The sequence below is a fragment of the Laspinema olomoucense D3b genome (assembly GCF_025370785.1).
Lineage (GTDB): Bacteria > Cyanobacteriota > Cyanobacteriia > Cyanobacteriales > Laspinemataceae > Laspinema > Laspinema olomoucense.
Map to the genome: position 1 here is coordinate 30,166 of NZ_JAMXFA010000025.1, position 15,670 is coordinate 45,835.

Sequence of the window (15,670 nt, forward strand, 5' to 3'; positions counted from 1 at the left end):
TGGGACACTTACAAATTGGCGATCGCCTCCGCAAATTTCTGGAAATTCTCCGGTTCCTGTTGCGATGCCAGGACGAGATACTGTAGGGAGACGATCGCCAAGTCTGCGGATAAGCTACATTTGCGCCGATCGCTGACTCTCCAATCCTGGTTGACGAAAATATCCTCTAGTTCTTTATAGGCATCTCTAATCGCTTCAAAACAGCCTTGATAGCTAGATATCTGCTGCCATTGTTCCGATGATTCATACCGTTGAATCAGTAATTTAGAAGTAGGGTCGAATCCTTCGTTATGCCAGTAGGTTTGTAAGTCTTCTGCTGCCGAATCGGGTTGAATAAACTCTTGAAACATTTCGGGATAATGTTCCGCCAGATAGGTTAAATATTTGGTCGAATAAACCGCTAAATCGGCAAAGGTATCCAGTACGGATTCGTCTGCTGTGGGTTTGACATTTTCGGTGAACATGGTTTCGAGTCGGTCATATTTGCGGGAAATTCCAGCAAATACACCGAGGGCTTCTCCGTGTTTTTTCCAGCTATTTTTATAAACTAGGGTTTTCTTGTAGTGGAGTGTACTTAATAACTCGAAGATGCTAGAAAAAGAGTAGGAGTGAGTCGGTTCTGTTCTTTGCCAGAGATAGTCGAAGTAGTCTTTTTCCTGGGGTTGTAAATGAATGCTTTCGCGGTTGTTCCAGATTCGGGCAAAATACTCGACTGCGGCAATTTTGAAGTCGTTTGGAGGTAATTTGGCGATTAATTGGGCAATTTCTTCCGGTTTGTCTCCATACTGGGAGCGATTGTAAATATACAGTAATTCTAAGCTATTTTTAACTAAATCATCGGAAATGTTGCTAAGTTCATCAGTTATTTTAAATGACTGTTGCCGCATTTGATGTTCTAACTCAAACCAGCGTGATAGGGTACTATCAATCTCGGGAAAGGGGGTGGTAAATTGAGGGGGTGTAAATCCAAATTCATACAAGGTTTTGGGGGTCAAAGAGTCTAGGACCTTTTGCGCCTGGTCCCGGTGGCGATCGCCGAGATGCAATTCGCTGATGAAGCAGCAAAATTCACCCACTTGGGTCCCCGTCCAATAGGCGACTGCTTCCTGAATAATGCTTAATCCAAAAGGATTAATTCCCGAAGTCCCGGAAAACATATCATGAGACTGTAGACAAACATTTAGATGCAGTTTGCCGTTTCTGATTAAAAATTGCATCCAATTCTGGGCAATATTTCCAGAACTTCTGGATTCTTTTAATTGAGTTTCCGATAAATTAATTACGGCATCGCGGCTACTGGAATCAATGTTCAAAATGCAGACAATTTTTTGAATTTCTTTATTCAGATGCCACGATTTAAAAGTCGAATCGTCACTGGAACCTTGAAATGATTCCTCTTCAAAAAAGTCAAGGGATTGGGGTAAATAGTGATATAAAAATCTTAAATCTTTACGACCGGCCATTTCCCAAAAAGTGGCGGCAATTTGAGCAAAGATGTTACAGTTAAGATTCGGAATGATATCAACTCGTTCGCGGGGGGAGGTGATTTTAATCAAGCGCGATCGCCCTGCTTTAAGTTCTACATCGCCCCACAAAACTGTTTCATTTGACTCTAACAGTGCTTTGAGTTCTGCGTAGAACGCCTGAGTGTTATTTCTAAACATTTTTATACACCTTTTTACTAGGATGACTTCGGAGAATTTAGGGTCAATTGGATATTAGAATAATCCAGATAATTCCAGGCTGTAACTAAAATTTTAACTTAAAAACACATAAAATTTTGCCATTTTATGGTATATAAATTACTTGTATTTTCCCTAAAAATTAAGCAGATAATGAGAGAGTTGAGCCGGGTTATTATGCAGCATGGCCATGAAAAACTAGGCCAGAACTAGCTGGACCGATCGCGATGTTCAATATATCATGAAAGTGACACAATAGAAAGAAAGATTGAGGGCTCGCTCACCAGGCTGCCACGGACCCAATGACTGACAGCTAATTCCGGTTAGGGTTTCAAGAGGCGATCGCCGGGTTTTCCCTTATTCTGGCTTGGGGGGTTCATGTTCCACTACAAACACATTGGCATAAAGATTAGCAATAATTTGTTTACCCTGTTGAGTCAACTCCAGACAAGTCAACCCATCTTTAATATATTGATGAACCACTCCCCAATAAAATTTAGGATAATTCTTTCTGAGATCTCCGGGATTTCGATAGCCAACCTTTTGATTAAACCCCGTTTCCTCAAACTCATAAAATAGCCCAGAAATCTTCTTAAGATACCGGGGATCACTCAGTTGACCAATGAGGTCCGCCGCCCGAACTAACCCAGGATAGTGCACCGTATCTTGGTGATCCGCCTCTGCTGGAACCGGAAAACGAGTCAGTTCTATGTTGAGCTTAATTTCCTCAGAATTGATTAACTTATGACCGCCAAACCGTTCCTCAATAAACAATTTCCCGCGATCGACATGGTAGGGCGTCAAACTGGCATCAGTGCAGCCCGGATCCAGAGAAACCATTGTACCATTGATGCCCGTGGCATACAATCCCTCACTATCGTCTCGGCAAACCCCCTTAACATAGCCAATATCATGGCATAACAAAGAAATGGTGAAATGCAGCCAATCTTCACAAGAAACCCCGCCTTCGCGGATGTGTTTACCTCGGAGAATTTCCTGCCCGACGAGGGTAACCAAAATGGTATGCTCGACATTATGATAGAGGGCGTCACTATTGGCAATATTCTCTAAAGCCATGCCTCCGGCCCAGGCAATAATGTCAGCATAGTCGGGCTTCAATCCGCCATACATTCGGTAATAGCCTTCGCGCAGTTTTTCAACAAAGTCGGAAATTAATATCTGTGTAATGCTGTACATATTGCGTGGTTTCGCTATCAAGGCAGGCTATAGGGTAGGAGTCGGAAAAGTTTCGCCCGGGTCCCCTGGCTGCGATCGCCCTGGGTGTTCTGTGGACCTTCTAGGTTGCGGTTTGACCCCACTCTCCAGGGTCAGAGTGAGTTGGCACGACCACCCAACCCGTCACTCTAGTGGAATGTCAACTGCCCTTGTCTTTACCCATAATATTAATGATAATTGTCCCGCTAGACCAGTTGTGTTTTTAGGATCGAAGGGGCCTTACCCTGGATTAAGGAGACTTTAAAACATCAAATCTTCCAGCACAGATCCCCCCAACTCTTCCCGCATCAGGGAGATCAGTTTTGGCAACCGCTTTGGCACTCCCTGGGGTGGGTTTGTTTACGGGAACCTCCCATCCCGATTTGCAATGGACTGGGAAAGGGGTGTTTATTTGGGGGTTGGGGATAGGACGAAGGGAGATTATCCCGGGGATATTGCTGCTAGGCTGCTTTGTTCTGGGGATGAAGGCCAGCCTTTTTAAGTTTTAGAGTGAAAAAATCAAACAAGGAAACATCGACGCTGAGGCCGTTCTAGGGTCGTTCCAGGGGTTCGCAGAGGGAGACTTGTGCCTCGGCGATCGCCTCATCAGAGAATCCCAGTTCATGCAACAAATGCCGCGCCTGCAGTGGGGTCAGGGGGGACGTTTCCTGGAACTGCGCCACCTCAGTTAGCCACTGTTGAAACTGCATCAGACTGACGGGTTGGGAGGCGATCGCCTTGGGTTCTCCTGAATCCGGGGTTAAATCCGCAGGTTGGGTTTTTAACAGCAGGATCAACTCACGCACCTGTGCCAGTTGTTCCGGGGTTAACCCCTCTAACTCCAGCCGGTCCCCTTCGCTGCCAGAGAATGCTGGATTTCCCTGTCCCCTCATGTTTTTACCTTTGGGGTGGCGCGTAGCAATTCCGGCCAGAAACGCACCCAAAATAGTCCCCGTCCACAATCCAGCGGTGCCACCTTTGAACATTGCTGGGCTATGTTGCACCCGGCATAAGGTATTTAACCACACGTGAGTGCTGGTATTGCACTGTTGAGCATGGGCTAACCACCGCATTTGCCCGCCCCAAAATGAACCCAAGGCACCGGATAATAGAGCAACTACAGTGCAGACCAACATCCGTTTTTTTGATTTGTTCATAATTTATGAATCGGGGTGGCTTGAGGGTCAATTTCCGGGTGATGGGTTGCGATCGCCCTCCCCTTACAGTGATTCGCCAACCGAAGCAACCTAGAGGGGAGGGGACCGGAGGACCGGAGGACCCCACCCTAACCCTCCCCTTGCTAAGGGGAGGGGACCGGAGGGAGGGATTGGTTCTATTTGAATCAGTCTAGCGAATCCCTTAATGCATCAGCCGGTATTTCTCATTCCGGCGGCGATGCCGTTAATGGTTAACAAGGCACCGCGTAGTAATTCGCCCTTGCTGTATCGGGAGTGAATCACTCCAGTCACCGACTGACTTTGATGTTCGCGCAGGCGTTTGAGTAGGGAGACTTGTAATAAACCCAGGGGAACGATGGTGGCATTTCGCAACTGAACCGATCGCTGGAGGTCCGGGTCTCCATCTAACAGCCGTTGATGTTCGGTAATGGCAAGCACTAAATCCCGGGTTAGATTAAATTCCGTCGCAATTTGAGTGAACAAAGCTTCAAAGCGATCGCGATTTTCCGGTTGGGTGAGTTCCCGGACATAGTGATGAGCAATTTCTAAATCCACCTTGGAGAGGGTCATTTCTACTTTAGAAATCACCATTTTAAAGAACGGCCATTTCAAATAGAAATAGCGCAGGAGTTTTAGATGTTCTTCCGGTTCCTTTTCCAGGAAATTATTGAGCGCGGTTCCCACTCCATACCAAGCGGGGAGGAGGAAACGAGTTTGCGTCCAGCTAAAGACCCAAGGAATGGCTCGGAGGGAACCTAAATCCCGTTTGCCGCTACTGCGTCTTGCGGGTCGCGAGGAGATTTGTAACTTGCTGATTTCATCAATGGGAGTGACTTCATGGAAGAAATCGATAAAATCAGGTTGTTCATAAATCAAGGCGCGATAATGTTGACGAGAGCGATCGGCTAACTCCTCCATGATTTGATTCCAGGCTTCGATATCATCAAAGCCCGAACCCAGTAAGCTACTTTGAATCACCGCACTGGCGATAGTTTCCAAGTTGTAAAGGGCTAACTCGGGTAAGGTGTATTTACTGGCTAAAACTTCCCCTTGTTCGGTAATTTTAATTCGCCCGTTAATACTGCGACCCGGTTGAGCTAAAATCGCCTCATAAGCCGGACCGCCCCCGCGACCGACGGATCCGCCGCGACCATGAAAAATGCGGAGAACAACCCCGTAGCGATCGCCAATAATTTGTAAGGCTTTCTGGGCTTTATGAATTTCCCAGTTACTGCTTAAGAATCCCGAATCTTTATTACTATCGGAATACCCCAGCATCACCTCTTGCAATTTAGGAACCTGAATGTGAGAAGATTTCAGATTAGAAATGTTAGGGACATCAGTTTCGTTGACTGTAACCGGCAGCGATTTTTGATACCCGCCCGAGAGTAAAGCATGATAAAGGGGAAGTTCAAACAGGTCCTGAATGACCGTCGGCGCGCGTTTTAAGTCCTCTACAGTTTCAAATAAGGGGACAACTTGAATTGTGCCCATCCCTGTAGCGGGGTCATAAAGACCGGCTTCTTTAGCAAGGAGGAGAACTTCTAACAAATCACTGACATCATGGCTCATGCTAATGATGTAGGTTTGACAGATTTCCAAGCCAAACTCTTCTTGAAGCGCCCGCAGCATTCTAAAGGTGCAAATAATCTCGCTAGTTTGCTCAGAAAAGGGCAGTTCGGCGGGGATTAAAGGACGCCTGGTTTTTAGTTCAGTCGTCAACCAAGCGGTTTTTTCAGCTTCTGATAGATCGGTGTAAGGCAGGGGTAAGATTTGCAGGTAGTCCGCAATTTCATTGATGGCTTCACTGTGGCGAGAGGACTCTTGCCGAATATCTAAGTGCGCCAAAATAAAGCCATAGATTTCCACTTGACAAATCAGGTGTTCCAAGTCTCGGCAGCTTAAGCCGGTTGCGGCTAAATTGCGGTGAATCAGGCGTAATTCGTCGAGAAATTCTGCGCCTGAGTGATACATTGGAGCATTTTTGATATCGCTCAGATGGCGATTCCAGTCGGACTCGGTGTAAAGACGCTGATTGCGATCGCGGGTATTTTCTAAGCGATGGCAGATATAGGCGAGTTTTAACCGATAGGGTTCCTGTCGATAGCGAATGGCCAGTTTCTCATAGATGTCTGGCATTTGCAGTCGGTCTTGTTCCAGGGATTCGAGGAGTTCTGGTAAGACGTCACTCCAGTGCAAAGACAAAGACAGGAGTTGAGTCAAGCGATCGAGGGAACCCATGTATTTGTCTAGGATTAACTGCCGCTGATAGCAGGCGGTTTTCCAGGTAATAGAAGGAGTGCAGTAGGGATTTCCATCGCGATCGGAACCGACCCAAGAGCCAAATTTGCAGAAATTGTAACGGGGGGGTTGCAGATAGGGAAATGACGCTTGTAACGAGCGTTTTAACCGTTGATGAAGTTGAGGTACGGCGTCAAATAGCACCTCTTTAAAATAGTGGAGGCTATAATCTACTTCATCGAGGACGGAGGGTTTAAACTGATGCAATTCGTCAGTTCGCCACCACAGGCGAATTTCTTCAGTCAGCGCCTCTAAAAGGTCTTTAGTTTCTCCAGATAGGGTTTGGCTATCCGGTTGCCCACCTTCTTGTAGGGTGTCAAGTTCTTGCAAAATTTGAGCCAGCCGCCGCTGTTTGGTTCGCAGGGTATGACGAACAATTTCCGTGGGGTGAGCCGTAAAGACCAAGCGAATATCCAGACTTTCCATGATTTTCTGGATTTGCTGCGGCGGGACATTCAACTGCTTTAATTTGGGAAATAAAGCGGTGAAATTAGCTAATTCTCGACGGCGAGTAATGGTCTGACTGGTAAAATAAGGGCTTTCTTTGGGAACGTCGAATTGCTCAGATTCAGGGACAACGGTGTTAGAACCCGCACCTCGCAGGCGATCGCGCTGCTCGTAATGTTGTTCGACAATGTTAATCAGTTGGAAATACAGTGCAAACGCACGAGCCGCCCTAATTGCATCATTGAGGTCCAACTGTTCTACCAATTTCAGAACACTGGATTCTGCAAAATTGCAAGCTTGTCCCTCGGAGGAATACATCGCTCGCAATTGCGCCAGTAGAACCACTAATTCCTGACCGCATTCAGTCCGCAGGACGGACTCCCATAAGTCCTCGACGACTTTGAGACGATGGCGTAAAAATAAGTCGGATGAACTAACTGTCATAACAGAATTTGAGGGTTCGAGTCGTAAAGTCATCAGAACCTCCTGAACGATTGGAAAACACCCGGTCTACACTGGGTAAAAAACGACTCAAGGGACTGTGATTCCGGTGAGGGAATGAATGGTATTTTTGCGCTTAAATGGGTAAAGTGGTGAACCTCAATAAACCCAACCTGTAGTTACCTAATTCAGACTAAAGAAAGGCGGTTATTCCCGCCACACCAGGACAACCCAGTGTTTCTGTCCCCAATTCTATTTTTACTTTGATTCGGTTCACTTTCCTTCAATCCAATTCCTCAGAGCGCGGGTCGAGGTGAACGGGTTAAACTAGCGCGTTGGTTGTCAGAACACCGTAACGGTGCCGCCTTGATCAGGAGCTACTATAATTTAATCGCGCTCCAGGCGCGGCCCGTATCTTTTGACCGAATTAAGCACCTGTGCCGGGACAGGCTCCCAACGGGTTGACCCCCCTGGTTCCAAGCGAGGGACTCGCAAGGCTCTTTCTCGGGGTGGTGACTCCAAAAAGTTGAGTCGGTTAAAACCAAAGGCGAGTCTGCGCTATTCTGCAAAATCCAGGGATAACCCCCGGTTTGTTCAGAATGGGATGCGCTGCCCAACCCCGCCTGAGCTCAGGTCAGATATTAGCTAATTTTAGGGTTGATCCTGGGATTTTTAGCAGGCTTCGTGCCGGGAGACGATCGCAATCTGGACGGACTCAGTTTACCCCCTAACTGCTCCTAAATCTCGCTTTTTTGTCGATTCAGTCTTCTAAAACTGCCTAGGATGAGCGGCTTTAATCAACTAGATTTCCTGACAATTGCAGTCTCTGGCGCTGGAGAATCCTCCAGCAGACCCCCGGGGTTCGACCGTGAATTTACATAATGATTAAAATAGAGACAGGACCCGGGCATTTCACCCGGGTCCTGTCTCTGGGTTGAAGAACATCAAGGGGTCCCCCCAAGCTAAAGCCATTGGCTGGAATTCCTCCACCGGCGATCGCCGGGGGTCTAGCTCTAGGGGCCCCTGGGTTGAGATTCAGTCCTCCTCAGAATGGGGAAAATTCAGGACCGGGAGGCGATCGCCTCGAAAGACTTCTTCACTCGCCTGACCCATTGATTGCAGCATTTGACTCACGGCTTTTCCCCCCAGCAAAGCCCCTAGGAATGGTGGGGTGAGTAAAGTAATCAGCAATTCTGAGGAAATTTTGACAACTGGTTCCTTGGCATCGGGATTTAAAGACGTAGGTTCACTATTCGGTGAGTTCGATGAGTTCATAGGGACCTCTTTTCTAGCTTGACAACATTATTAAAATGAGAATCGGAGAATGACCCGGTTAGGTCATCTCAACTATGACAAAATTTACCTTGAACCCACAAGAAGGCTCGCGCTCGACCCTCACCTGTTCGGGTCGAGATGAATGGTGATGATCGACGGTCGGCTTTTATGGTAAAATTAACCCACAATTATCGGAATCCGTCGAGAGTATGCTCGTCCTTGAAGCCAAGTTATACGGCTCTAGTCAACAGTTCGCCATCATCGATGAGATGATTCGCACTGCTGGCTTTGTCCGTAATAAGTGCTTGCGCTTATGGATGGATTCCCCAAGAACTGGACAATACGACCTGTCAGCTTACTGTAAGGTTCTCGCATCTGAGTTTGAATGGGCGGGAAAACTGAACTCCCAGGCTCGACAAGCCAGTGCTCAACGAGCTTGGAATGCAATCAAGCGATTCTACGACAATTGCAAAAAACAGGTTTCAGAGAAGAAAGGCTATCCCCGTTTCAAGAAGGCCCGTTCGGTAGAGTACAAGACCAGCGGTTGGAAACTCTCTGAAGACTGCCAGTCTCTGACATTTACCGATAAGTTTAAGGCGGGAACCTTTCGGATCAGAGGAGCCTTGGACCTCAATTACTACGATAAATTTCTCATCAAACGAGTCCGAGTCATTCGTCGGGCTGACGGGTATTACGCTCAGTTTTGCATCCAGTGCGATAAAACTGAGACCGTTAAGCCCTCTCACCGGGCCGTTGGTTTAGATGTGGGGTTAAACCATTTCTATACTGACAGCGATGGCCAAACCGTCGAGCATCCCCGATTCTTGCGGAAGTCGTCCCAGGCGCTCAAACGCTTGCAACGACAAGTGTCTCGTAAGAAGAAGGGGTCTAACAACCGACGTAAAGCGATTAACCGACTTGGACGAAAACACCTCAAAGTCCAACGCCAGCGTAAAGATTTTGCCTCGAAGTTGGCAAGATGCGTCGTGTCATCTAACGATGTCGTGGTGTTTGAAGACTTGAGAGTGCGAAATCTACTCAAAAACCACAAGTTGGCTAAAAGCATCTCGGATGCTAGTTGGAGACAATTCTTTGAGTGGTTGGAGTATTACGGGAAAGTATTTGGCAAAATAGTCATTGGTATTGCTCCTGAATACACCTCCCAAGAGTGTTCCGCTTGTGGTGAAAGGGTCAAGAAAACCCTCAGCCACAGAACTCATGTTTGTTCATGCGGTTGTGTTCTTGATCGAGACCATAATGCCGCATTGAATATTTTGGCGAAGGGTTTGGTAGCAATCGGTAGGGGCGGGCAGTCCCAAACCGCTGGTCTGAAACCAGAAAACGCCTCTGGAGAGATTAACCTCTGCGGGATGAGTGAGAGCTTATCTCGTAAGTTGATTCGGGGAAGGAGGAACCCCGCATCGTACCCGCTAGGGTCGATGTCGGGAGGATGTCAGGAGTTATGCTATTTGGAGCAAACCCAGTCCGTACCCCTCCCCACTGGAAGGGACTTCGGGCCATCCTCGGGACTTCAATCCTGAGAACTGAGAGGGTCCATCAAAACATGACTGGGTAAACCGTGTAAACGACGGGGTTTCAGACCCGTTTTGAACAGATGAGGAGCGGGGAGAGGAATCATTCATGGTAAACACACAGGAGCTGGTGCAGACTAATACAGGGATAACCCTAACCCAATGGGCAGCCCAAGCCCTAGAGGTGCCGGGGGAAAACATTCATCTGCGTTTCCGTGGAAACACGCTGCACATTCTCTGGGAAAGCGAAAGCTGTCCATCGATGGCGATCGCCGTCGCCAGACTGACGGATGCCCTCAAAAAACAAGGCATAGACAGCCTCTTACCCCCGGATCATCCCTCCATTGAGGAAATCTTCCTCTACGGTCGCACCCTGGGGACGAAGCGTCCAGATTGGAGTGTGCGAATTGAATCCAGTCACCCGACTTCCCCGACACCTGCGGACTTGCCGTCCTCGGAGAATGGCCCCTCCTGTGCCGAACTCCAACCCACTCCAGCACCTCCCCCTACAGAAAATCTCCCCTTTTCCATTACCGATGCGCGGATGATGCTGAAGGTTCAAAGTCGTGCCTCCCTGGGAAATCCCGAAGCTGAAGCGCTGCTGGCAAAAGGGATGGCGCGGTATCTCACCGAAGCCCTCAGCCTCTATTCTGTCTCGGTCAAAGTCCTGATCCGGCCCCTGAAACGGGCCGCTCGCACCTGGGGCGATCGCCCCTATCCCCCTCGTCGTCTCTGGATCTTCTGTCAGTCCCCGGATTCCCCAGACGCCACCCCCCTCGCCTTGCCGATCGCCGAACGGTTGCGAGAACTCCAGTTAACGGGATGCGCCGATGCTGCCATTCTCGGACGCACCACCCCCGACGGCAAACCGGAATTGCTCCTCCGGGTAGACCTCACTCCCACTACAGAACGGCTCACAAGCTGGGCCAAATGGGGGGATATCCCGGCCATCACTCGGCTGTTAAATCAAGCTGTTGCCTCTAAGGGTCTGGAAGTCGGCGCGGTCCAAAAAGACGCCACTCTGCATCTATTTTGCGGCAACTCTACCCCGGACTCAGACCCCACCGCCACGGACTCTCCCCTAGCCGCTGCCGATAAATCCCTCTGCATCGATGCGATCGCCCCAATTCTCAAATCCCTCGCCCCCCAAGGACTCCACGCCGTTACCCTCTATGGCTGTCGTTACGGTCGCCAGCTTGACACCCCCTCCAACGCCCCACCGCTGTGGGTCGATTGGCTCGACTTACCCGCAGCCCGGGACCCCCTGCTGGCCCTCTCCCCCCGGGAACTCGCCACCCAAGGCAACCTGGACGCCCTCCAGTTCTTGCTCGATCGCCTCGTCAATCCGGAACTCGATGCCAAACTCAACGGCAGTGGCCTTTCCGTCTTCCTGCGCCAAGACCCTGACCTGCTGCATATCATGGTCGAAGGCTCCACCTGTCCCGACCAAGACACCCTCGCGCCCCTCGTCCTGGAATTCCTCCAGGATTTGAACCTCAATGGGGTCGAGGAGCTTCGTCTGTATGGTCGTCGAGGGGGGGATAAGCATCCCTCCTGGCGCTACCATACCCCCATTTTTGCCCCCTCCAGCCTCCTCCCCCTAGAGCCGGAACCGAGTCTATCCACCCCAGAAGACCCGACTCCAGAACCGCTAGAAGGCCCGGAACCTGAGTTAGCCGAGGAAACTCCCGAACCCGCGATCGCCTTTACCCACGGCGATCCCGATGCTACAGAGGACCTCCCAGAAGCCGTAGAGTCCATGTTTGCCTCGGACCCACCGGAGGAATTACAAGCCTGTCTGACTAAACAAGTGATCCCCCTGGCGCCTCGGGAGCGTCCCTCCCCGGGTTGGGTCACCCGCTTGCTGTTGCTCACGGGTTTATTTATTCCCGCTAAAACCTTCCGTCGCGCTCCGGCAAGCAGCGGTAAAGTTGCCTTCATTTGGGGCTTTCTGGGTTTATTAGTCATGTTGCAGACCGATTTGTTCTTGGGTCATGCTGCCTGGTTCCCCGTCTCCTCCTCCCCTTCTGCGGAAACCGCAACGGTGTCAGGAGAACCGGAGGCAGACCCCAATTCCCTACCGGATGCCAGTTCCCAGGAGGGATCCAGCTTTGGTGAACTCTCCCGGAATCCCTCGCCAAATGAGGATGACCCGATTTTTAATGGCTCTAGCTTTACGGACTCTCAGGAGGATCCGGCGATCGCCGTTAACCCGGAGACGGTGCCAACCTTTGACTATCCAACCTTTAACTCTCAGCAGTTAGATGAACAACTGCGGTTGTATCTGCAATATTTAGCTACCTCGGGTGCCCCGGATGTGTTGATTATTGGCAGTTCCCGGGCCTTGCGCGGGGTGGCTCCCATGACGATTGAGGAATCTCTCTCCTCCCGTTATCCGGGACTGAAGGTGTTTAACTTCGGCATAAATGGGGCCACAGCCCAGGTGGCTGACTTTGTGGTTCGTGAACTGATTCCACAAGAGCAATTACCAAAACTGATTCTTTGGGCCGATGGAGCCAGGGCCTTCAATAGTGGCCGGAGCGATCGCACCTTTGAGGCAATTTCCCGGTCCCCCGGATATCGTCATCTCCTCCTCGGCAATCGACCTCGGATCCCGGAAATGGCGAAGGATGATGATGCCAGTCAGTCTCTCTCCTCCCTAAGTGAATCCCTCGTCCAACGGGCTCGGACTGGGTTAAATGTCCAGGAAAGTTATGAAACTCTAGACCAGTGGATTAATGAGAAGCTGGCATCCCTGTCGGCGAATTATCAACAGCGCGATCGCCTCCAAGGTTTTCTGCGGGGTCAACTCCTCTTACCCCTAGCAGACATCGCGAACAATTTCATTCCCGAACCCAGTCGTCCCTCACCGGAGGCGATCGCGGAAACCACCACGGACCCCACATTCGATTCTGTGGAACAGAGCATCATCGCCTTGAGTGAAGAATCCGCAGCGTTATCCGGTCCGGACACCCTCGAACCCTCCACCCTTTCTAACGGGTTCTTACCCTTGTCCGTGCGGTTTAATCCCATGACCTACTATGAAAAACACGCTCGGGTTTCGGGGGACTATGATGCAGATTACGAGTCATTCCAACTGGTGGGAATCCAAACTGCTGCTGTCACCAACCTGCTGGAATTTACCCGCCAGCATCAGATTCCCTTGGTGTTTATTAATATGCCCTTAACTCAGGAATATTTGGACCCAGTACGTTTAGAATATGAACGGGAATTCCAAAAATATATGCTGAGTTTATCCTTAGAAAAAGAAGGACTCAGTTTCCGGGACCTCAGTCAACTTTGGCCGACAGAAATCGATCGCTTTTCTGACCCCAGTCACCTCAACCGCTATGGTGCACACGAGGTTTCTAACCGTTTATCCCAAGACCCGATGATTCCTTGGCCCCAAACTCAGTGAGAATTAACAGGGAATAAAACCTCAACTCTTCTCCCCTGTTCGTCGTGACGTTTAGTTGTCATTTGGATGCGCTATTCGGGTTGAGAAAAACTCCTATTTTCTCTCTATAAACCTGAATAAACGACTAAACTTGTTACTACAAAGAGGGGAGAATCGCTTAAATTTTTTTAGCCCGGATGAGGGAGGGAAGCAGAGGATTAGTCCCGACGAATCCAGCTTAATAGCCAAGAAAATAGGGCAAAAACAATTGTCCCTACGGCAATACTAATGAGGATCACCATCATAAATAAGGCGATGGAGGGGGAGCGATCGGGGGGATTGAGGGCGGTGACGGGTTGATCTAAACTCAGGTAAATGGAACTGGCAGCGACAACGGCAGCAGTTCCGACTCCAACGGCGATCGCTTCGAGTTTGGTTTCCAGATGTCGTTCGCGATCGATGCGTTCGATTTCGACAATCCCCCGGATCGTGGCGATCGCGCGATCGACCAGTCCCTTGCCATGCACAAAATAATCTAAATCCGCTTTAATTCGTTCTTGAAAATAAGGCACTTCTTGTCTCGTAAAATTCTCCACAAAACTTAAATCAATCGGTTTTAAATAAAACACATCTAAATTTTGCTTGCGCTGAATTTCATCAAGGGCGGCATCGTATTTTTTAGCATCAATGGCGATGGTATTTCGATTTCGCTCTAAAACCTGCTGGAGTCGGGAATACTCTAAGGCTAATCCAGGCATAATTTTTAGTTTTTGCTTCAGGCTTTCTAAATATTTATACCCCAGTCTTTTATTCGGCACTAAATTAGAGATTTGTTGATTAACATCCGAAATAATCCCCTCAATTTCCTCATACTTTTGATAGGTTTCCTGGTATCCCCTTCGAGTAAAATCAAAACTGGTTAATATTTTATTGCGATAATAAAACAATTCAATTAAATCCCAGTAGGCGGATTCAAACTTGCGTTTGAGGGTATCATCTCGAAAAAATAAAACTAAAATGTGCCGATAATCGGACTGACTTTCTAAAGTTTCAATATCTCCAAATTCAAAAATAGGGCTGCCAAATAACCGACCTTTATTGCTATAAGAAGGCCGCTTTTTGGGGTCTTCAATCAATTCCTCCACACATTGACAGGCCAAGTTCTTTAACCCTTCGGGAGAAAACTGCTTTTGCTCCTCAGTTAAATCCGCAGTTAGGAGAAGAGTTTGACCTAAAGAACTTTGGATAAAGTCGGGGAGTAACAGGTTTGAAGGTGTATTAAAGTGACCATAGATTGAAATAGGAACGGCGTCAGTTTGGCGCTCATTTTCTTTTTCAGGCCGCCGAATATTCAAGGCTAAGGCATAACTATCATAAACCCGACGGGGACAAGCAATCCCCGTAAAATTAACAGGATATTCATCCACTTCCAGGGTTCCTTTAAAGTCGATTAGGCCGTTTTTGTGGAGATTGACGATATTGCCCGGTCCTTCTTCTTTGGGGTCGTAAGCCTGTTCTCCTTTGGGTGCATAATAACCCAATAAATCCAGGGGAGCATCATACCCATATTGGTTGAGAATTTGCCCCAGTTTTTCCCATAACTTTTCGGCCCCTGGTAAGATTGGAGCCTCAGAACGAATGCCGCTTTCATGGCGCAAATGGAAGGCAAATAAATGAATGTTTGGGGCGTTTACTTTTGGAGGATTCATCACTAATTTTCTATATTTTTTGATTAATGCTGTTGCCAATGAAAGGGAAAATTTGGAAAATTCCCAGCATGGAGACTGATGGGTTTGGTTTAAGTTCCATCATTTAGATTCCCGCTCTTGAGCCGTTTCAAACCCTGGTATTTTAGCGAAAGGGTTTATTCCGGGCCATCCGTCGAGAGGGGGAAAGTCTGATGTTTTGCTGAGGGCTTCTCCGGCTTTGCCACGCCTATAGCTAACCCGCGATCGCCTGCTTAAGGAACTTTAATTTATTTCATGAATTGCCTTGATAATTGTGATAAAATGTTAGACTTTTAGGTTAGAGGGTTTTAGCGGTTGGTAGAGGGAGTGGAAACCTGGGAGTTAAATTTTTGTATAAAATTTAATAAAACAGCAGAAAATCTCCCATCCATGAATGGTTAAACAGGTGAATGAATCCTTGAATATTTGTGCAGCCCCACCCTAGAGCCGATCGCGATCGCTCCCTGGATTGATT

Annotated in this window: 8 protein-coding genes; 2 read left to right on the forward strand and 6 right to left on the reverse strand. The window is 48.5% G+C overall.

The genetic code is table 11. The features are described 5' to 3' along the window. Positions 1-8: 8 nt before the first annotated feature. The 5 genes from NG792_RS18170 to NG792_RS18190 form a co-directional block, all read right to left on the reverse strand. Positions 9-1,664 (reverse strand): thymidylate synthase, encoded by a 1,656-nt coding sequence (locus NG792_RS18170; RefSeq protein ID WP_261236313.1) that lies wholly within the window; start codon positions 1,662-1,664, stop codon positions 9-11. Positions 1,665-2,039: 375 nt separating this feature from the next. Continuing rightward, a complete protein-coding gene (locus NG792_RS18175) occupies positions 2,040-2,879 on the reverse strand; it encodes an Npun_R2479 family HD domain-containing metalloprotein (RefSeq protein ID WP_261199552.1) in 840 nt (279 codons plus the stop codon). Positions 2,880-3,448: 569 nt separating this feature from the next. Beyond that, entirely contained in the window at positions 3,449-4,054 is a 606-nt protein-coding gene (locus tag NG792_RS18180) for a hypothetical protein (protein WP_261236314.1), read from the reverse strand. A 210-nt stretch (positions 4,055-4,264) separates the two neighbouring features. After that, positions 4,265-7,300 carry a phosphoenolpyruvate carboxylase gene (gene ppc / locus NG792_RS18185; RefSeq protein ID WP_261236315.1) on the reverse strand — a complete coding sequence of 1,012 codons (3,036 nt, stop codon included), beginning with the start codon at positions 7,298-7,300 and terminating at the stop codon, positions 4,265-4,267. A 999-nt stretch (positions 7,301-8,299) separates the two neighbouring features. Beyond that, positions 8,300-8,539: a hypothetical protein gene (locus tag NG792_RS18190; RefSeq protein WP_261199555.1), complete on the reverse strand. Its 240-nt coding sequence runs from the start codon at positions 8,537-8,539 to the stop codon at positions 8,300-8,302. Between the two features lie 209 nt (positions 8,540-8,748). Here NG792_RS18190 and NG792_RS18195 point away from each other — a divergent pair, with 209 nt between their 5' ends. Together NG792_RS18195 and NG792_RS18200 are read left to right on the forward strand one after the other, a co-directional pair. After that, entirely contained in the window at positions 8,749-10,080 is a 1,332-nt protein-coding gene (locus NG792_RS18195) for an RNA-guided endonuclease InsQ/TnpB family protein (protein WP_261199556.1), read from the forward strand. 100 nt (positions 10,081-10,180) lie between these two features. Then, positions 10,181-13,489, forward strand: a complete 3,309-nt coding sequence (locus NG792_RS18200) for a hypothetical protein (RefSeq protein ID WP_261236316.1) — start codon at positions 10,181-10,183, stop codon at positions 13,487-13,489. 197 nt (positions 13,490-13,686) lie between these two features. On the opposite strand, the gene NG792_RS18205 is transcribed toward NG792_RS18200, so the two are convergent. After that, on the reverse strand, positions 13,687-15,177 hold the full coding sequence (locus tag NG792_RS18205; protein ID WP_261199558.1) for a hypothetical protein: 1,491 nt from the start codon (positions 15,175-15,177) through the stop codon (positions 13,687-13,689). Positions 15,178-15,670 lie beyond the last annotated feature (493 nt).

Coding starts and splice junctions, on each gene's coding strand:
- NG792_RS18200 (WP_261236316.1), top strand. CDS start 10,181: ATGGTAAACACACAGGAGCTGGTGCAGACTAATACAGGGATAACCCTA.
- NG792_RS18205 (WP_261199558.1), bottom strand. CDS start 15,177: ATGAATCCTCCAAAAGTAAACGCCCCAAACATTCATTTATTTGCCTTC.
- NG792_RS18190 (WP_261199555.1), bottom strand. CDS start 8,539: ATGAACTCATCGAACTCACCGAATAGTGAACCTACGTCTTTAAATCCC.
- NG792_RS18180 (WP_261236314.1), bottom strand. CDS start 4,054: ATGAACAAATCAAAAAAACGGATGTTGGTCTGCACTGTAGTTGCTCTA.
- ppc (WP_261236315.1), bottom strand. CDS start 7,300: ATGACTTTACGACTCGAACCCTCAAATTCTGTTATGACAGTTAGTTCA.
- NG792_RS18175 (WP_261199552.1), bottom strand. CDS start 2,879: ATGTACAGCATTACACAGATATTAATTTCCGACTTTGTTGAAAAACTG.
- NG792_RS18170 (WP_261236313.1), bottom strand. CDS start 1,664: ATGTTTAGAAATAACACTCAGGCGTTCTACGCAGAACTCAAAGCACTG.
- NG792_RS18195 (WP_261199556.1), top strand. CDS start 8,749: ATGCTCGTCCTTGAAGCCAAGTTATACGGCTCTAGTCAACAGTTCGCC.